This is a genomic window from Hydrogenophaga sp. L76 (assembly GCF_057654755.1).
On record NZ_CM172807.1, the window covers coordinates 3,752,013 to 3,769,009 of the forward strand.

Consider the following 16,997-nt stretch of genomic DNA (forward strand, 5'->3'; position numbering starts at 1 on the left):
TCATTTCCAGTCCGCGCCGGGGATGATGCGTTTCATGAACGCGTCAAACATCGGCACGGTGAAGGCCGTGTCGCCGTGGTTGGGGCTCCAGACCATGCCTTTGCCGATCAGCGCACTGCGCGTGGGGGCCAGCGACGACACCTTTTCGTTCAGGCAGTCGGCGATGTCGCCCGACCGGTGCGGGCCTTCGCCAAGTTCCGCCATGGCCCGCAGGTACTTTTTTTCCTTCGGCGTGCAGCGGTCGAAACGCACCCGGAAAAAGCCCTCATCCAGTCCGGCGATGGCCGTGATGCTGGCCTTGCGGACGGCGTCGATGTCGATCGGGCTGGTGTCGGCCGCCAGCCAGGTGTGGCTGCCCCAGGCTTGCAGGAAGTAGGCGTAGCCCTGCGTCACGCGCAGGATCTCGGCCAGCGCTTCGGGCGTGATGGCGACGCCTTCGTCCAGCAGCGGCTTTTCGATCGCCTGCGCCGCGTCTTCCGGCGCCAGGGCGCCGATGAACGGGAAGTCAAACAGGCGCTCGGCGTAGGACTTGGAATTGCCCATGAGCCCGCGCAACTGGGGCAGGCCGGCGCCGACCAGCACGACCGGCAACCGGCGCTGTTCGGTCCGGTGCATGGCGGTGATGAGGGCCGCGAGCTGCTCTTCGGGCACGTACTGCAGCTCGTCGATGAACAGGGCCAGTGCCGTGCCGGCGGCTTTGGCGGCCAGGCCCGCCTGCTCCAGCAGCGCCTGCAGGTCGTGTTCGAGGTCGCCGTTGTCGGCCAGGCCGGGTTCGGGCTCGTAGTCGATGCCGACCTCGATGTCGTTGTAGGTCACTTTCAGCCGCCTGGCGAAACCGGCCAGCGCCCGCAGGCCGCGGATGGCGAAGGCCTTGGCCGCGTCCAGCTGGCTCAGGCGCAACAAGGCCTGGCGCAACTGCGGAGCCAGCAGGGCCGGCAGCGAGCGCCCTTCCGGCGCTTCCAGCCGCACGGTGTGGATGCCGGCGGCCTCGGCGTCGTCGCGCATGCGGTCGAGCAGCACGGTTTTGCCCACCCCGCGCAGCCCCACCAGCATCGCGCTCTTGGCCGGGCGCCCGATCCGGGCGCGCTCCAGGGCAATGTGGACGGATTCGATCAGCGTGCCCCGACCGGCCAGCTCCGGCGGCGGTGTGCCCGCGCCGGGGGCGAAGGGATTTCGGATCGGGTTCATGGGTGGATGATACTGAAGTTTGTCAAATTATAAAAAATCAGTAACTTTTCAAACTTCGCTTGATTTGAAGAAGTGGTGTGGTGTCCACCCCTTCACCACTGTCCGCTTTCCATGCGGATCGCCACTTCGCAGTCGTCAAAAATCTCCAGCTTGGCGATCTTCACGCGCACGCCGATCACGCCCGGCAGCAGCATCAGGCGGCGCGTGAGCTTGCCGATCAGGCTCTCCAGCAGGTTCACGTGATCGGCGGTGCACTCGTCGATGATGATCTGGCGCACCTTGCGGTAGTCGAGCACGTGGGAGATGTCGTCGTCGTGCGGCAGCAGCGGCTGGCTGCCCTGGTTGAGTTCGGCGTCCACCTGGATCGGTTGCGGGCTGGTCTTTTCGTGGTCCAGGATGCCGAGGTTGGCGTCGAAACGCAGGCCGGTGAGGGCCAGGATCTGGGTGCCGGCCTGCGGCGCGTGGGGTGTGGTCATGGGTCTGGGCCAGGGTGGCCTGGTTTACATCAGCGAAAAGTCGCGTTCGAAGCGCATCAGGTGCTGGCCGCCGTCGACCAGCAGCGTGGTGCCGGTGATGGAGCGGTTGGCCAGCGCAAAGGCCACGGTTGCGGCCACATCCTCGGGCGTGGACGAGCGGCCGAGCGGCGACTGGCGGTGCAGCTCGGTGAACTTCTGGTCGCTCAGCAGGTGGCTGGTGAGCGTGAGCCCGGGCGCCACGCCGACCACGCGCACGCGCGGCGCCAGCGCCAGTGCCAGCATGGTGTTGGCGGCTTCGAGTGCGGCCTTGGACAGGGTGTAGCTGAAAAAATCGGGGTTCTGGTTCCAGAGCTTCTGGTCCAGCAGGTTGACCACGGCGCCGTCGCGGTCGCCGGTCATCAGGTGGGTGTGCAGCGCCTGCGCCAGCAGGATGGCCGAGCCGGTGTTGGCGCGCAGGTGCGTTTCCATCGCCGCGAAGCCGAAGTTTTGAGCGCTGTCGTGCTCGAACAGCGAGGCGTTGTTGACCACCGCGTCGACCTGGCCGAAACGCGCCACCACGGCGGGCAGCAGTGCCCGCACACTGGACTCGTCACCGAGATCGGCGCAGAAAGACGCGGCGCTGCCGGTGCGGCCGCTGAGCGCATCGCAGTCGGCGGCGGTCTGCCGCGCTTCGTCCACCGACAGCCGGTGGTGCACCGCCACGTTCCAGCCAGCGCGCGCCAGTGTGAGCGCGATCTCGCGGCCCAGGCGCTTGCCCGCGCCGGTGACCAGCACGGTGCGCGCAGCGGAGGTTTCGGTGGGGGAGGTGCTGGGCATGTCGGACCGTCTCGGATAATGGGCGGGTGAACACCGAATCTGTGAGCGAACCGTCAAGTTTAACGAGGGCCCTGCTGGCGCGCCTGAGCGAGGCCATCCGCGCGGCGGGCGGCTGGCTGCCGTTTGACCGTTTCATGGCCATGGCGCTGTACGAGCCGGGGCTGGGTTATTACGCCAACCAGAATCCCAAATTCGGCCAGATGCCGGCGGGCGTGGCCGGGCAGGGCAGCGACTTCGTGACCGCGCCCGAGCTCACCCCCTTGTTTGGGCACACGCTGGCGCGCCAGGTGGCGCAGGCGCTGGCTGCGACCGGCACGGATGAAGTGTGGGAGTTTGGCGCCGGCACCGGCGCGCTCGCGCTGCAGGTGCTGGACGCGCTGACCGCGCTGGGCCAGGCGCCGCGGCGCTACACCATCGTCGATCTCTCGGGCAGCCTGCGCGAACGCCAGCGCGCCACGCTGGCGAAACATGCGGACCGTGTGCGCTGGATCGATCAACTTCCCGAGCAACTGGAAGGCGTGGTGCTGGGCAACGAGGTGCTCGACGCGATGCCGGTGCAACTGCTGCGCCGCGTGGGCGGGCAGGCCGAGGGTGTCTGGCACGAGCGCGGCGTGGCGCTCGACGATGGCGGCGCGCTGGTCTGGGCCGAGCGCCCCACGCCGTTGCGCCCGCCGCTGGACATCGAGGGTCCGCACGACTACCTGACCGAGGTCCACCCGCAGGCCGAGGCCTTCATCCGCACGCTGGCCGACCGGCTGCAGCGCGGCGCGGCGTTTTTCATTGACTACGGCTTCCCCGAAGCCGAGTACTACCACCCGCAGCGCCACATGGGCACGCTGATCTGCCACCGCGCGCACCAGAGCGACGACAACCCGCTGGCCGACGTGGGCGAAAAGGACATCACCGCGCACGTCAACTTCACCGGCATTGCGCTGGCCGCGCAGGACGCTGGCATGAGCGTGCTGGGCTACACCAGCCAGGGCCGCTTCCTGATCAACGCCGGCTTGCTGGAGGTGGCGAAAGACGCCGGTGCGCGCGAGAACGCCATGCTGGGCAAGCTCGTGAACGAACACGAGATGGGCGAGCTGTTCAAGGTGCTGGCGCTGGCGCCGGCCACCAGTGCAGAAGGCTGGTCGCCAGTGGGTTTTTCCGCGGGTGACCGCACGCACAGGCTTTGATCGGACAACCATGATCCGCTGGATGATCGTCATCTTCCTGGCCCTGCTGCTGATCAGCTGGTTCACGCCGCTGCTGCACAAGCTGGGCTTCGGCAAGCTGCCGGGCGACATCCGCTTCAAGGCGTTTGGGCGCGAGTGGTTCCTGCCGATCACCACCACCATCCTGCTGAGCTTCGTGGCCAGCCTGATCGGCCAGCTCATCTGATCATCCTGATACCCCACAGGGTGTCTTGAAATCGGCCAATGGGCATCCATCTGCGGACCAACCCGTCTGGAGCCTGAAACATGTCCACCGATTCCCTGCACATCGTCTGCCCCCACTGCCACACCACCAACCGCATCGCCCGCGACGATCTGGCGGCCGCGCCCGACTGCGGCAAATGCCACCAGCCCCTGTTCACCGGCCATCCGGTGCCCCTGGACGAGGCGGCGTTCGAGAAACACATTGCGCGCTCGCAGGTGCCGGTGCTGGTGGATTTCTGGGCGCCCTGGTGCGGCCCCTGCCGCGCGATGGCGCCGGCGTTTGAGCAGGCGGCGCAGCAACTGGAGCCCGGCATGCGCCTGGCCAAGGTGAACACCGAAGAAGCGCAGAGCCTGGCCGCACGCTTCAACATCCGCAGCATCCCCACGCTGGCGCTGTTCGTGAACGGCCGCGAGGTGGCGCGACAGCCCGGCGCCATGGGCGCGGCCGACATCGTGCGCTGGGCGCGTTCGCAGCGCGTCTGACCGCTGGCGCGACGGCCGCGGCGGCCCCGGTGACAAAGCCGTTCCACCCACTCTGACAGCCGTGTAACTGAGTTACATGCCCGGTATGATCTGCCCCACTTCGCACCGGGGCCGTCATGGGGTACTGTTGCGGACCGACTTTGTGGACCTGATCAGATGCCGAATCCGACCAACGGACTCCTCCGCGCCCGACTGCTCGCCGACGTGGGCGGCACCAACGCCCGTTTCGCCTGGCAGGCCGGGCCGGGTGAGCCCATCACCGACGTGCGCGTGCTGCCCTGCGCGGACCACGCCACCCTGCAGGAAGCGATCCGCGTCTACCTGAACGACCTCGGGCGCGGCACGCCGGACGCGGTGGCGATCGCCATCGCCAACCCGATCACCGGCGACCAGATCCGCATGACCAACCACCACTGGTCGTTCTCGCAGTCGGCGCTGAAGGCCGAGTTCGGCTTCAACACGCTGCGCCTGCTCAACGACTTCACCGCACTGGCGCTGGCGCTGCCCGACCTGCCGGCGGCGGAGCTGCGACCGGTGGGGGGTGGCGTGGCACGGCCGGGCGCGGCGATCGGCCTGGTCGGCGCCGGCACCGGGCTGGGTGTGTCGGGCCTGCTGCCGAACGGATTTGGCGGCTGGGTGCCGCTGGAAGGCGAGGGCGGCCACGTCACGCTGCCGGCCGTGACCGCGCGCGAACGTCTGGTGATGGACGGCCTGGCGCGCCGCTACGGCCGTTGTTCGGCCGAGCGCGTGTGTTGCGGTCAAGGTCTGCTCGACACCTACGGCCTGCTCTGCCAGGCCGACGGCGTGGCGCCGGGCGGTGTGGCGAGTCCGGCCGGTGTGAGCGAGGCGGCCCTGCAGGCCGGTCACCCGCAGGCGCTGGAAGCGCTGCACATCTTCTGCGCCATGCTGGGCTCGGTGGCGGGCAACCTGGCGCTCACGCTGGGTGCGCGCGGCGGGGTCTACATCGGTGGCGGCATCGTGCCGCGGCTGGGCACCTGGTTCGAGGGCTCGCCGTTCCGCGCGCGTTTCGAGGCCAAGGGCCGGTTCCGCGGCCTGCTGGCCGACATTCCCGTGTGGGTGATCACTTCCCGACAGTCTCCGGCGCTCATGGGCGCTGCGCGCGCGCTGGACGGCTTGAACCTGAAAAACGGCGCTTGACCGATCTTTGACCCCCTCGGCCGGCGCGGGTCCGAATCACAGGCGTGGCAGCGTGCCCGCGCCCAGCATGGCGCGAGGCTGTTCAGGCCGTTTCGAGCGGGCGCACCTGGAACGCGGGTGCCTTGCCGGCGTGGTCCTGACCGGCGTACACGGTGAGGTGCGGGTAGGGGATCTCGATGCCGGCGGCATCGAAGGCGGCCTTCAGGCGGCGCAGGTATTCGCGTTTCACGTTCCACTGTTCCAGCGGCAGGCAACGAAAGCGGCAGCGGATGACCACCGCCGAGTCGGCCCAGCGCTCGACGCCGGCAATCTCCAGGTCGTCGGTGATGCTGGCGCCGAGGATCGGGTCGGTGCGCATGGCCCGGGCCACCTCGGCCATGACCCGCATCACCTCGTCCACGTTCTCGCGGTAGGCCACGCCGATGTCCATGACCGCGTTGCTGAAGCCGCGCGTCATGTTGATCACGGTGCTGATGTGGCCGTTGGGCACGTAGTGCACGTTGCCGTCGTAGTCGCGCAGCTGCACGTAGCGCAGCGTGATCACCTCCACCATGCCGGCGTGTTCCCCCAGCTTGACCACATCACCCTGCCGGATCTGGTTTTCCAGCAGGATGAAGAAGCCGGTGAAAAAATCCTTGACCAGACTCTGGGCACCAAAACCCACCGCCAGACCGACCACGCCAGCCGCCCCCAGGATGGGCGCCACCGACACCCCCAGCTCGGAGAGCACCAGCATGCCGGCGATCAGGCTCACCACCACCCCGACCAGGTAGCGGAACACACGGCCCAGGGTTTCGGCGCGTTTGGTGGACTCTCGGTCGTCCATGCGGCTGGCGATGCGTATGCGCAGCGTGCGTATGCCGCGCTGCAGGATGGCGACCAGCAGCCAGGCGGCGATGAGGATGAGGGTCACCCGCAGCAGCGTGGTGGCGGCGCTGCCCAGGCTGATCCACCAGCGGGTGGCGAGGTCCAGGATGTTGCCGTTCATGGTTTTTTCTCCAGAAGGGGCGTGAAAAAAAAGCAGGGCGGCGCCCGCCGCCTGGCGGGCACCGCCCTGGGTCGGATCAGGCTGCCGAAACGGCGTTGAGTGCGTTCAGGAAGCGCTGGCGCCACCAGTGCACGTCCTGTTCGCGGACGTTTTGCAGCAGCGCCTGGTGGCGCCGCTGGCGTTCTTCCAGCGGCATCTGCAGCGCGCGCTGCATGGTCTCGGCCGTGCGGGTGGTGTCGTAGGGGTTCACCAGCAGGGCGTCGCGCATCTGCTCCGCCGCCCCGGCGAAGCGTGACAGCACCAGCACGCCCGGGTCTTCGGGGTCCTGCGCGGCGATGAACTCCTTGGCCACCAGGTTCATGCCGTCGCGCAGGGGCGTCACCAGCGCCACGCTGGCCGCGCGGTACAGGCCGGGCAGGCGCTTGCGCGCCACGCTGCGGTGGATGTAGCGCACCGGCATCCAGTCGAGTTCGCCAAAGTCACCATTGACCGAACCACACAGGCTCTCCAGCTCCTGGCGCAGAGCGGCGTAGGCATCGACCGACTCGCGGCTGGGTGCCGCGATCTGGATCAGCGTGGCGCTGCCGAGGTTTTCCGGGTAGTTCTGCAGCAACTGGCGAAAGGCCTTGATGCGCTGCGGCAGACCCTTGGAGTAGTCCATGCGCTCCACGCCCAGCAACAGGCGACGGCGTGAATATTCGTCGCGCATCTGCTCGTACATGTCGATCGCGTCCTGGCCCCGACCGAGGGCCGTGAACTCGTCCACGTCGATGCCGATCGGGAAGGCCTGCACCTGCAGGGTTTTGCCAAAGGCCCGGAACTCGTGTTCGCCCAGGATGTCGGCCGAGGTTTCGGTACCCACGTAGCGCGAAAAATGGGCCACGTCGGCCTCGCTCTGGAAGCCCACCAGGTCGTAGGCGAACAGCGAGCGCATCAGCCACTCGTGCTCCGGAACGGCGGCCAGCATCAGGGGCGGTGGCAGGGGGATGTGCAGGAAGAAGCCCATGCGCTGCTGGCAGCCCATGTTGCGCAGCTCGGCGGCCAGCGGGATCATGTGGTAGTCGTGCACCCAGATCACGTCGTCGGGCCGCAGCATCGCCGCCAGCTTGTGCGCGAACATCTGGTTGACACGCCGGTAGCCGCCGATGAAACCGGCGTCGAAATCGGCCAGGTCGAGCCGGTAGTGGAACACCGGCCAGAGCACCCCGTTGCTGTAGCCCAGGTAGTAGCTGTCGTGGTCTTCGCGGCTCAGGTCCACCGTGGCCAGCTGCACCGGTCCGGCGGTCTGCAGGTGGACGTCGCCCTCGCCGGGCGTTCCACCTTCCACCACCTTGCCACTCCAGCCGAACCAGAGTCCGCCCGAGGCCTGCAGCGCCTGGCCGAGCGCCACGGCCAGTCCGCCCGAGGCGGTCTTGCGCGGGTCGGCGACCCGGTTGGAAACGACGACGAGTCTGCCCATTTAAATCACCGTGTCCCAGGCCGCCGAGAGGCGAACGGCCGCGTTGATGATGCCCACCATCGAATAGGTCTGGGGGTAGTTGCCCCACATCTCGCCCGTGGTGGCGTGGGTGTCTTCGGAGAGCATGCCCAGCGGGTTGCGCGCCTTGAGCATGGTCTCGAAGATGGCGCGGGCTTCTTCCACGCGGCCGATGCGCGCGAGCGCGTCGATGCGCCAGAAGGTACAGATGTTGAACGCGGTTTCGGGCGTGCCGAAGTCGTCGGCCGCTTCGTAGCGCCGCATGTAGGGGCCGTCGCACAGGTGTTTCTCCAGCGCGTCAAGGGTGGCGATGAAGCGCGGGTCCATCGGATCGATGAAACCGACTTCGGCCATCAGCAGCACGCTGGCGTCGAGGTCGCGCCCGCCGAAGCTCTCGGCAAAGGCCTGGCGTTCCTCGCTCCACGATTCGCGCAGGATGCGCGCGCGCATGCCTTCGGCGTGTTTCTGCCAGTAGGCGGCGCGCTCGGCCTGTTGCAGCGTCTGCGCGATCTTGGCCAGCCGGTCGCAGGCGGCCCAGCACATCAGCGCCGACGAGGTGTGCACGCGGGCCCGCGTGCGCAGTTCCCACATACCGGCGTCGGGCTGGTCGAAGATGCGAACCGCCTTCTCGCCGACCGATTCGAGCCGCTCGAACTCGGCCAGGCCCGCCGGGTTGAGCAGACGCCGGTCGTGAAACGCCTGGGCAGCGCCGAGCACGATGTTGCCGTAGACGTCGTGCTGGAAATGCTCGAACGCCTGGTTGCCCACGCGCACCGGGCCCATGCCGCGGTACCCCGGGAGCCGTTCGCAGATGCGCTCGGTCAGTTCACGCTCCAGCCCGATGCCGAACAGCGGCTGCACATGGCCGCCGTTGGCGCCCACCACCACGTTGGACAACCAGCCCAGGTAGTCTTCCATGGTGCCGACCTCGGCCAGGCTGTTGAGCGCGCGCACCACGAAGAACGCGTCACGCAGCCAGCAGTAGCGGTAGTCCCAGTTGCGCTGCGTGCCCGGTGCTTCGGGGATGCTGGTGGTCATGGCCGCGACGATGGCGCCGGTGTCCTCGAACATCGAGAGCTTGAGCGTGATGGCGGCGCGGATGACCGCGTCCTGCCACTCCAGCGGCAGCGCCAGGCGCTGGCTCCAGCCGCGCCAGTAGGCCAGGGTTTCCTGTTCGAAATGCCGCGCCGTGTCGCCGATGCCGCCCTCCAGGGTCTCGTCGGGGCCGAACAGGAAGTTGAGTTCGCGCGTGAGCAGAAACGGCTGGTGGGCCAGCACGTGGGAGATGGAAGCGTCGGTGTGCAGCCGCAGCGTCTGCTGGTCACCGACGTAGCGGATGTGGTTGCTGCCCGAGGTGATGGTGGGTGTCTGGGCGCCCCAGTTGAAGCGGGGGGTGAGCTGCACACGGATGCGGGGTGCCCCCTGGAGCGGACGCACGCGGCGCACCAGCATGGTGGGGCGGAAATAGCGCCCGCGCGAGGGAAAGCGGGGCGCAAAGTCGGTGATGAGCAGGCCTTGCCCCTTCGTGTCCCACAACTCGGTGTGCAGCACGGCGGTGTTGGGGTCGTAGTACTGCCGTGTCTTGTCCAGGTGTTCGATGTCGATGGCAAAAGCGCCCGCACCGTCTTCGCTACCGAGCAGCGCGTGAAACACCGGATCGCCATCAAAACGGGGCAGGCAACTCCAGACCACGCGCCCATGCGGATCGATCAGGGCGCTGAAGGCGCAATTGCCCACCACACCAAGGGACAGGGACGGGGCTGCGGGCGCCGCAAAACCGGTGTGGCCGGTGAGGTCGGTGGCGGCGGTCGGAGGGTTCATCGCAATGTTGTTGTTGTGTCGGGGATGTTCCGGGTGGCGTCCCTCAGCCACTGGTGCAGGGCCTGCGGGTGGGCGATGCGGTGGGTGGCGCAGCTCGGGCCTTCGCCCACCTTGATGCCCCAGCCGCCGAGCCGCTGTACCACGTCAAAGCCGGACTCGTCGGTCACGTCATCGCCGGCAAATACCGGCTGGCGCCCTTTGAAAGGAGGCTCGGCCATGAAGGCGGCAATGGCCAGGCCCTTGCCCACATGGGCCGACTTGACCTCCACCACGGCCTTGCCACGCAGCAGTTGCAGATCCGGGTCGTGCCGGATGGCGGCCGTCATGACCGCGGTGCATTCGGCATCCAGTTCGGGGGCGAGCCGGAAGTGCAGGGCGACGGCGGTCTTCTTGTGTTCCACGAGCAGGCCCGGATGGTGGGCCGCCAGCGCCTGCGCCGCTGCCAGCACGGGACCCAGTTCGGGGCGCCGATCCGATGAGGTGGTGCCCTGCAACGAACGGCGCATCGCGCCGTGTTCGAAAGCCGCCGGCAACACCAGGGGCGAGAGAAACGGGTCGATATCCCCCTGCGCGCGGCCGGTGACCAGCGCCAGCGCGCCGCCCAGCTGGGTGTGCAGCTGTTTCAGCAGGTCCACGAGTTCGCGCGGAACCACCACCTCGTCGGGCCGGGGCGCCAGTTCGGCCAGTGTGCCGTCGAAATCCAGAAACAGGGCGCATGGCCCAACCAGCAGGCTTGGTAATGTGCTCATCAACCGTTGACCGTAACAGACCCGGTGCCGCTTGTCACACGACGGGCATTTGTCCGACCTGCCGGGTGAGGGACTTCGTGCGGGCTTGACGAGCCGGGTTTTTATTCATGACGTGCCGTGCGGCGCGCTTTCGCCCAGGGCTCTCGCCACTTCGGCGACGCGCGCGCGGTGGATCAGGGCCCCCACGTCAGGGCCGGTCAATCCCCGGGACTGCGCCTGCGCGGCAATGTCCGCGGTGACCACCGAACGGGCCGCCTGCAGCGCGGGGAGCAGGCGTTCACGCTGCAGGTAGGCGTCGTCTGCGTGGCCGAGCCGGCCCCGCGCATCACACTCGCAGGCCAGCACGATGTCCAGAAAACGGGCCGGTTTGCGGAAGGCATCGCAGCGTTCGAGCAGGCGGACCAGGGCCGCCGCGCCGAGGCCGGCACTGCGGTGGAGGTTGCCGTGTTCGCGCGCAACCACGTCAGCGAGCTCGCGGCATTCCACGGGCACGCGCCAGCGCTCGCACACACCCCGCAGCAGCCGCGCGCTGCGCTCCTCGTGGCCGATGTGGCGCGGCAGCACGTCGGCGGGCGTGGTGCCCTTGCCGAGGTCGTGGCACAGGCAGGCAAAGCGCACCGGCAGCGAAGCACCGAGCAACGCGCTCAGGTCGAGCACCATCATCAGGTGCACGCCGGTGTCGATCTCGGGGTGGTGGTCGGCGCGCTGCGGCACGCCCCAGAGCCGGTCCACTTCGGGCAGCAGGCGCACCAGCGCGCCGCAATCGCGCAGCACTTCGAACATGCGGCTGGGCCGCTGTTCCATGAGGCCGCGCGAGAGCTCCTGCCAGACGCGCTCGGCCACCAGATGATCCACCTCGCCGTGCTCCACCATCTGGCGCATCAGCGCCCGGGTTTCGGGGGCCACCGAAAAGTCGGGGAAGCGGGCGGCGAAGCGCGCGAGCCGCAGGATGCGCACCGGGTCTTCGGCGAAGGAATGGGTCACGTGGCGCAACACGCGGTCCCGCAGGTCGCGCTGGCCACCATGGGGGTCGATCAACCGGGCGTTCAGCGGGTCATCGGCTTCGCTGGCGGCCACCGCCATGGCGTTGATGGTGAGGTCGCGCCGGGCCAGATCGTCTTCGAGCGTGACGCCCGGGTCGGTGTGGAAGTGAAAGCCGTGGTAGCCGGGTGCGGTCTTGCGCTCGGTGCGGGCGAGCGCGTATTCCTCGCGGGTCTGCGGGTGCAGGAACACGGGAAAGTCGCGTCCGACGGGCAGGAAACCCTGCGCGGCCATGGCTTCGGGCGTGGCCCCGACGACCACCCAGTCGCGGTCGACATGGGCCGAATCAGGGGCGCCAGCGTCGCGCGCCATCCAGGCGTCACGCACGGCACCGCCCACGAGGTAAATGTCCATGGGCGGAGTTTAGATGGGAGCGATCACCGCCCCAGCCGGTAGGGTTCCTCGAAATCCAGGAAATCGTGTTCCGCCAGCGCGCCCTGTATCCAGGCCATCACACCCGGCAGCGCGGTGACCCGGTCCACGTAGGCCTGCAGGTCGGCGGGCAGTGGCAGGCCGTAGGTGCGGATGCGCATGCAGATCGGGGCGAAGGTGGCGTCGGCGATGCTGAAGTGGCCGAACAGCAGGGGCGCGCTGCTGTCGGGCATCTTCCCGGGCTGGGCCGCCAGCAGTTCGCCCCACAGGCCGCACAGCCGCGCCATGTCGGCGCGCACGGCCGCCTGGTCGCGCCAGATCAGGCGGCCGGTGTCGTGCAGCGAGGCTTCGATGTTCATGGGGCAGTGGCTGCGCAGCGCGCCAAAGCCGCTGTGCATCTCGGCGCAGACGCTGCGCGCGCGGGCACGGGCCTTCGGGTCGGCGGGCCAGAGCTGTTTTTCAGGAAACCGCTCGGCCAGGTATTCGGCGATCGCCAGCGTGTCCCACACCGCAAAACCGTCGTCCACCAGCACCGGCACCTTGCCCACCGGGCTGATGCCGCGCAGGGATTTCTTGAAGGCCGAGTTGTTTTCGAACGAGTCGAAGCGGACCATGATTTCTTCGAACGGGATGCCCGCCTGCGTCATCAGCACCCAGGGGCGCATGGACCAGGACGAGTAGTTCTTGTTGCCGATGTACAGCTGCAGTGCCATGAAGATCTCCGTCAATGGGCACCCATGGTAAGGCCGGCCCGTGAGGGGCATTGATGAAAAAAGGCCGTCCGGTTGATTCGGACGGCCCTGGGGATGGCCGGCTGATTCCGGGTGAGAATCAGGCGTATTTTTCGAGAATGCGCGTCGAACGCTCGACCTCGCGGAAGGTGGCGTCTTCGGAATCAGAGACCGCCACCGCCTCCATGACCGAGCAGGCCATCATGCGGTAGAAGGCCTTGTCCATGGCCTTGCGCGCGGCCGACATCTGCTGTGCCACGTCTTCACAGGGGCGGCCTTTTTCCACCATGTCGATGAGACCACGCACCTGGCCCTCGATGCGCTTGAGGCGGTTGATCACGTCGCGCTGGTGCTCCGACCGGTAGGCCGAGGCGGTCTGCGCGGTGGGGGTCTTGCTGGTTGCGGACTTCGGGGTGGTGACTGCCATGGGGGTTCCTCTGGGTGGGGGCGTTGGTGAGAGTTTGCCAAAAAAACACACGCAAGTACCGATGGTCATCCCTGAGGCCGTGTTTATCTGCCTGAATACCCTACTCCCTAGGGTAGTCACCAATGACGGAACGCGCTCAGACGGCTAACTTTCGTTCCGTGGTGTTTTGATAAATATCAAGCACCCTGCAATGAACCATTCAACACAAGAGGATCCTTACATGCAAGTCTGGAAGCGCATTTCCATCGCCCTGGCCATGGGCATCACCGTGCTCGCCACCACCGGCTGCGGCACCATCTCCACCATGGGAAAGCTTGAAGAAGGTGCGGGATCCGAGGCTTCGCGCATGTGGGACCGCTGGGTGGAAGCCGATGGCGACATTGCGGTGGCCACCACCTGGGAAGCCAAGGTCAAGGCCGGCGTGAGCGCAAAAGACGTCGAGGAAATCCTGAAGATCGTGGCCGTGGAGCGCAACATGCGCGATGTGGGTGTCCTGCCCCTGTCCAAGGAGCTGGAAGCCCGCTCCGGCAAGAAAGAAAAGCTGCTGACGGTGTATTCGTACTGCAGCCCGGCCACCGCCCGCAAGATGGTGGACTTCAGCCCGCACATGTCGGCCTACCTGCCTTGCCGCGTCAGCGTGGTTGAACACGATGACGGCAGCCTCTGGCTCTACACCCTGAACATGGACATGATGGTCAAGATGGGCCGCAAGCTGCCCTCGCCGTTGAAGGAAGAAGCCCAGGCCGTGCGCGACACCATCTGGGAAATGATGCAGCGCGCCTCCAAGGGCGAGTTCTGACAGGGCTCCAAGTTCTGATCCTGGTCTGAGAGGCCTGTCGATCGACCGCAAGGGTTGCAAGACCCTTGCGGTTTTTTTGTTGTGGCTGCTCAGCCGCGGCGCAGGGCCAGCAGCCGGCTCCGGCTGTTGTGACCGCCCAGGTAGGTGGGCGCCACCGCCGCCACGGCGGCGGGCCGGATGCCCAGGTCCATCAGGCCGGGCCACTGGCCGCTGGCCACGTTGTCGACCGACATGGCATCCAGGTTGTCGCGGCTCATCAGGGGTTCGCCCGGGGCCAGTTCCATCATCAGCGCCTGCAACCGTCCGATCGCCATGGGCAGCGGCAGGATGGGGCGCTGGCGGCTGCCGAAACGGCCTGCCAGGCGAACCAGATCGGCCAGCGTGAGCACCGCGGGCCCGGCGCATTCATAGGTCTGGCCCACGCTGCTGCGGGGCAGGCCGCTGTCATTCGCGCAGGTGACCACCGCGCTGGCCACGTCTTCCACCCACACGGGCTGGAAGCGCGCCTGGGCGCCCGCCAGCGGCATCACGGGGAACACCGCCTGCAACTGCGCAAACAGGTTGAGGAAGCGGTCGCCCGCACCGAAGATCACGCTCGGGCGCAGGATGCTCAGGTCCAGGTCGGCGGTGCGCAGCAAGGCTTCGCCGCGCGCCTTGCTGCGCTGGTATTTCGAGGGGCTTTCGGCGCTCACGCCCAGGGCGCTCACATGCACCACGCGGCGCACGCCGCTGGCAGCACAGGCTCGGGCCAGCTTGGCAGGCAGCTCGACGTGGGTGCGTTCAAAGGCAGCTTCGCTGCCGTGCAGGATGGCCACGAGGTTGATCACCGCATCGTGGCCGGGCAGCAGACGTGTCAATGCCGCCTCGTCGTGCACATCCGCCTCGATCACGGTCAGGCCCGGCAGGTGCTGGACGGCGCTGGCGTTGATCGCGCGCCGCGTGGGCACGGTGATGTGCCAGCCCTCGCGTTGCAGCTTTTCACAGACGTGGCGACCGACAAAGCCGGTGCCTCCAAGGATGAGGGCGTTTTTCAAAAGGAGGGATCTCGGTCGGTTCAGGGCAGGTCGGTGTTGACAGGGGCGGCGGTGGCGCGCGGACCAACGGTTCCGAGGCGCGAGCGCAGCGATTGCGGCTGACCGGTGAGGATCGCGGCGTAGTTCGTGGTGTTGGCGAGGACCTTCTGCACGTAGTCACGCGTTTCGTCGAACGGGATGTTTTCGGTCCAGATGTCGCCATCGAGCACGGGGCCTTCGCGCCAGGCGCGCGAGCGGCCGGGACCGGCGTTGTAGGCCGCGGCGGCCAGGGGCAGCGAGCCTTCAAAATCATCGAGCGCAAACTTCAGGTAGGCCGTTCCGATGGCGATGTTGGTGTCGCGGTCGGTGATGTGGTGCGGGCGGAAATCGGTCAGGCCGATCTTGCGGGCGGTCCAGCGCGCCGTGGCGGGCATCACCTGCATCAGGCCCGAGGCACCGACTCCGGAACGCGCGTCGGTCACGAAGCGGCTTTCCTGCCGGATCAGGCCGTAGACGTAGGCCGGGTCCAGCCCGATGCTGCTGGCCCGCTGCACCACCAAGCTCTGGAAGGGCATGGGAAAACGTTGGGCATGGTCCTCGGCCTGGGGGGTGCGCAGGCTGGTGTTGATGCAGCGGTCCCAGACACCGTTCTGGCAGGCGAGCCGGGCCGCGGCCAGCAGCTCGCGTTCGCCCATGCCGCCCGGTGTGTGCAGGCCCACGCTGTAGTTCCATTCGCGAACGCCTTCGCTGCGCAGGCCCAGGCGCATGGCGGTGAGCGCGCGCTGCAGGCCGGGGTGTTGTGTCGCTGCGGCCATTTCCGCTTCTGTCACAGGCGCGGGAGGTGGAGGCACCACCACGGCACGCCCCAGCGCTTCGAGCGCCAGCTGTTCGTGAAAGCCGCGCACCGAAGCGATGCTGCCCAGGAGTTCGCGTGCCTGCGCCGTGGCGACGATGGCGTCGGGCTCGCGCAGCGCCAGGATCGCCCGGGCCCGCCAGTACACCCAGGCCGGCTGCTGGCGCTGGGCCTCGCTCATGGCCGCAATGGCGTCGCGCACATGGCCCCAGGCGCCCGCGCGCAGGCCGGCGCGCGCCTTCCAGGCCAGGTGCTCGTCGTGCATGTGCTGGTCCTGCCCGTTGACAAAGTGCGCCAGCGCCTCGGGCTGCAGCTTCCTCGCCGCCCGCCGGCCGATCACGCCCCAGGCCCAGCTGCGCTCTTCCTGGGTGAGCTGCGCAACCCAGCGCTTGTTGTGCATCTCCTGCGCCGCAGTGGCAGGGTCGCTGGCCGCCAGCCGGATCGCGGCGAGGGTCACCAGCTCCTTGGTCCGCGGCCGGAAGGCGGTGAACTTGTCCTCCAGGTAGGCGGCCGGGTTCCGGATGATGGATTCCAGAATGGGCACCGACTCCGGATCGAGCAGGGCCACCGCCTGGGTCGCCGCGCGCGGCTTGTTGGCGTCGAGCGCCAGGCGGGCACGCTGCCAGGCCGTTTCGGGCGTGAGGTGACCGCTTGTCAGAAAGGCCTGCGCCGCTGTGGCACATCCGTCTTCGGCGTCGGGTTGAGCCAACCAGCGCTGAGCGGTCTGGCGCGCCGCCTCGTCGGCGGGCCGGCGCCGGGCCGCGGCATCGAGCAGGAGGGCATAACACTGGACCTGCGGGTCGTCGTTCATGCGGTAGCGTGGCAGCTCGGCTTCGAAGTTCGCCCAGTCGCGGGTTTTGCCGAGATGCAGCAGCCAGTCGTTGCGCAGGCGGTCTTCCCAGTAGGTGCCGGCCATCTGCGCCAGGGCGTTGCGGATATCTTGTGGGGCGCTGGTCTCCAGGCGGGCCTTGATGGCCCAGTAGCGGGCCAGCGGTTCGAGCGCATGGCCGCGGACTTCCGGCAGCAGCGTGTCGAGCGCGGTGGTGTTGTTGCGACGGAAGGCGTCGCGCATGGCCAGCAGGGCTGCGTCGGCAGGTGTCTGCGCCCAGGCCGCACCCTGCAGCAGCAGCGCGGCCATAATGATCACAAGACCCTGTTTCATGCTTCCCAGTTTCATGCGTCGA

At 67.8% G+C, this 16,997-nt stretch carries 17 protein-coding genes; 5 read left to right on the forward strand and 12 right to left on the reverse strand.

Annotated features, from left to right (window positions below):
* From AC23D4_RS18275 to AC23D4_RS18285, 3 genes are all read right to left on the reverse strand, one after another.
* Positions 1–1,188 carry an AAA family ATPase gene (locus AC23D4_RS18275; RefSeq protein WP_472886991.1) on the reverse strand — a complete coding sequence of 396 codons (1,188 nt, stop codon included), beginning with the start codon at positions 1,186–1,188 and terminating at the stop codon, positions 1–3.
* Between the two features lie 92 nt (positions 1,189–1,280).
* The gene (locus AC23D4_RS18280) at positions 1,281–1,664 is read right to left on the reverse strand and encodes a dihydroneopterin aldolase (protein WP_472886992.1); all 384 of its coding nucleotides are present in this window, start codon (positions 1,662–1,664) and stop codon (positions 1,281–1,283) included.
* Positions 1,665–1,688: 24 nt separating this feature from the next.
* Positions 1,689–2,480 (reverse strand): SDR family oxidoreductase, encoded by a 792-nt coding sequence (locus tag AC23D4_RS18285; protein WP_472886993.1) that lies wholly within the window; start codon positions 2,478–2,480, stop codon positions 1,689–1,691.
* Positions 2,481–2,506: 26 nt separating this feature from the next.
* On the opposite strand from AC23D4_RS18285, the gene AC23D4_RS18290 reads away from it, so the two are divergent.
* From AC23D4_RS18290 to glk, 4 genes are all read left to right on the forward strand, one after another.
* On the forward strand, positions 2,507–3,658 hold the full coding sequence (locus tag AC23D4_RS18290; protein WP_472886994.1) for a class I SAM-dependent methyltransferase: 1,152 nt from the start codon (positions 2,507–2,509) through the stop codon (positions 3,656–3,658).
* 10 nt (positions 3,659–3,668) lie between these two features.
* The gene (locus AC23D4_RS18295; RefSeq protein ID WP_472886995.1) at positions 3,669–3,863 is read left to right on the forward strand and encodes a DUF2905 domain-containing protein; all 195 of its coding nucleotides are present in this window, start codon (positions 3,669–3,671) and stop codon (positions 3,861–3,863) included.
* 80 nt (positions 3,864–3,943) lie between these two features.
* Positions 3,944–4,384, forward strand: coding sequence for a thioredoxin TrxC (gene trxC, locus AC23D4_RS18300; RefSeq protein ID WP_472886996.1), 441 nt, complete (start codon positions 3,944–3,946; stop codon positions 4,382–4,384).
* A 156-nt stretch (positions 4,385–4,540) separates the two neighbouring features.
* Positions 4,541–5,542 (forward strand): glucokinase, encoded by a 1,002-nt coding sequence (gene glk / locus AC23D4_RS18305; RefSeq protein WP_472886997.1) that lies wholly within the window; start codon positions 4,541–4,543, stop codon positions 5,540–5,542.
* 82 nt (positions 5,543–5,624) lie between these two features.
* Here glk and AC23D4_RS18310 read toward each other — a convergent pair whose 3' ends face one another.
* The 7 genes from AC23D4_RS18310 to AC23D4_RS18340 all read right to left on the reverse strand — a co-directional run bounded on the left by AC23D4_RS18310 (position 5,625) and on the right by AC23D4_RS18340 (position 13,148).
* Positions 5,625–6,530, reverse strand: coding sequence for a mechanosensitive ion channel family protein (locus AC23D4_RS18310; protein ID WP_472886998.1), 906 nt, complete (start codon positions 6,528–6,530; stop codon positions 5,625–5,627).
* Positions 6,531–6,606: 76 nt separating this feature from the next.
* Positions 6,607–7,989, reverse strand: coding sequence for an alpha,alpha-trehalose-phosphate synthase (UDP-forming) (gene otsA / locus AC23D4_RS18315; protein ID WP_472886999.1), 1,383 nt, complete (start codon positions 7,987–7,989; stop codon positions 6,607–6,609).
* The gene (locus AC23D4_RS18320; protein WP_472887000.1) at positions 7,990–9,828 is read right to left on the reverse strand and encodes a glycoside hydrolase family 15 protein; all 1,839 of its coding nucleotides are present in this window, start codon (positions 9,826–9,828) and stop codon (positions 7,990–7,992) included. It lies immediately after the preceding gene.
* On the reverse strand, positions 9,825–10,577 hold the full coding sequence (otsB, locus tag AC23D4_RS18325) for a trehalose-phosphatase (RefSeq protein ID WP_472887001.1): 753 nt from the start codon (positions 10,575–10,577) through the stop codon (positions 9,825–9,827). Before otsB ends, AC23D4_RS18320 begins: the two co-directional genes overlap by 4 nt.
* A gap of 105 nt (positions 10,578–10,682) precedes the next feature.
* A complete protein-coding gene (locus AC23D4_RS18330) occupies positions 10,683–11,972 on the reverse strand; it encodes a multifunctional CCA addition/repair protein (protein ID WP_472887002.1) in 1,290 nt (429 codons plus the stop codon).
* 23 nt (positions 11,973–11,995) lie between these two features.
* Positions 11,996–12,703, reverse strand: coding sequence for a glutathione S-transferase family protein (locus AC23D4_RS18335; protein ID WP_472887003.1), 708 nt, complete (start codon positions 12,701–12,703; stop codon positions 11,996–11,998).
* Between the two features lie 118 nt (positions 12,704–12,821).
* Positions 12,822–13,148, reverse strand: coding sequence for a metal-sensitive transcriptional regulator (locus AC23D4_RS18340; protein ID WP_472887004.1), 327 nt, complete (start codon positions 13,146–13,148; stop codon positions 12,822–12,824).
* 220 nt (positions 13,149–13,368) lie between these two features.
* Here AC23D4_RS18340 and AC23D4_RS18345 point away from each other — a divergent pair, with 220 nt between their 5' ends.
* Positions 13,369–13,947, forward strand: coding sequence for a DUF302 domain-containing protein (locus AC23D4_RS18345; protein WP_472887005.1), 579 nt, complete (start codon positions 13,369–13,371; stop codon positions 13,945–13,947).
* A gap of 89 nt (positions 13,948–14,036) precedes the next feature.
* Here the strand turns inward: AC23D4_RS18345 and AC23D4_RS18350 are convergent, their stop codons facing one another.
* Both AC23D4_RS18350 and AC23D4_RS18355 read right to left on the reverse strand, forming a co-directional pair.
* The gene (locus tag AC23D4_RS18350; RefSeq protein ID WP_472887006.1) at positions 14,037–14,981 is read right to left on the reverse strand and encodes a complex I NDUFA9 subunit family protein; all 945 of its coding nucleotides are present in this window, start codon (positions 14,979–14,981) and stop codon (positions 14,037–14,039) included.
* 20 nt (positions 14,982–15,001) lie between these two features.
* On the reverse strand, positions 15,002–16,975 hold the full coding sequence (locus tag AC23D4_RS18355) for a lytic transglycosylase domain-containing protein (RefSeq protein WP_472887007.1): 1,974 nt from the start codon (positions 16,973–16,975) through the stop codon (positions 15,002–15,004).
* Between the last annotated feature and the right edge of the window lie 22 nt (positions 16,976–16,997).

What these genes read in the sequence shown, in the direction of transcription:
- AC23D4_RS18275 (WP_472886991.1), bottom strand. Translation starts at nt 1,188, where the DNA reads ATGAACCCGATCCGAAATCCCTTCGCCCCCGGCGCGGGCACACCGCCG.
- AC23D4_RS18280 (WP_472886992.1), bottom strand. Translation starts at nt 1,664, where the DNA reads ATGACCACACCCCACGCGCCGCAGGCCGGCACCCAGATCCTGGCCCTC.
- AC23D4_RS18285 (WP_472886993.1), bottom strand. Translation starts at nt 2,480, where the DNA reads ATGCCCAGCACCTCCCCCACCGAAACCTCCGCTGCGCGCACCGTGCTG.
- AC23D4_RS18295 (WP_472886995.1), top strand. Translation starts at nt 3,669, where the DNA reads ATGATCCGCTGGATGATCGTCATCTTCCTGGCCCTGCTGCTGATCAGC.
- trxC (WP_472886996.1), top strand. Translation starts at nt 3,944, where the DNA reads ATGTCCACCGATTCCCTGCACATCGTCTGCCCCCACTGCCACACCACC.
- glk (WP_472886997.1), top strand. Translation starts at nt 4,541, where the DNA reads ATGCCGAATCCGACCAACGGACTCCTCCGCGCCCGACTGCTCGCCGAC.
- AC23D4_RS18310 (WP_472886998.1), bottom strand. Translation starts at nt 6,530, where the DNA reads ATGAACGGCAACATCCTGGACCTCGCCACCCGCTGGTGGATCAGCCTG.
- otsA (WP_472886999.1), bottom strand. Translation starts at nt 7,989, where the DNA reads ATGGGCAGACTCGTCGTCGTTTCCAACCGGGTCGCCGACCCGCGCAAG.
- AC23D4_RS18320 (WP_472887000.1), bottom strand. Translation starts at nt 9,828, where the DNA reads ATGAACCCTCCGACCGCCGCCACCGACCTCACCGGCCACACCGGTTTT.
- otsB (WP_472887001.1), bottom strand. Translation starts at nt 10,577, where the DNA reads ATGAGCACATTACCAAGCCTGCTGGTTGGGCCATGCGCCCTGTTTCTG.
- AC23D4_RS18330 (WP_472887002.1), bottom strand. Translation starts at nt 11,972, where the DNA reads ATGGACATTTACCTCGTGGGCGGTGCCGTGCGTGACGCCTGGATGGCG.
- AC23D4_RS18335 (WP_472887003.1), bottom strand. Translation starts at nt 12,703, where the DNA reads ATGGCACTGCAGCTGTACATCGGCAACAAGAACTACTCGTCCTGGTCC.
- AC23D4_RS18340 (WP_472887004.1), bottom strand. Translation starts at nt 13,148, where the DNA reads ATGGCAGTCACCACCCCGAAGTCCGCAACCAGCAAGACCCCCACCGCG.
- AC23D4_RS18345 (WP_472887005.1), top strand. Translation starts at nt 13,369, where the DNA reads ATGCAAGTCTGGAAGCGCATTTCCATCGCCCTGGCCATGGGCATCACC.
- AC23D4_RS18355 (WP_472887007.1), bottom strand. Translation starts at nt 16,975, where the DNA reads ATGAAACAGGGTCTTGTGATCATTATGGCCGCGCTGCTGCTGCAGGGT.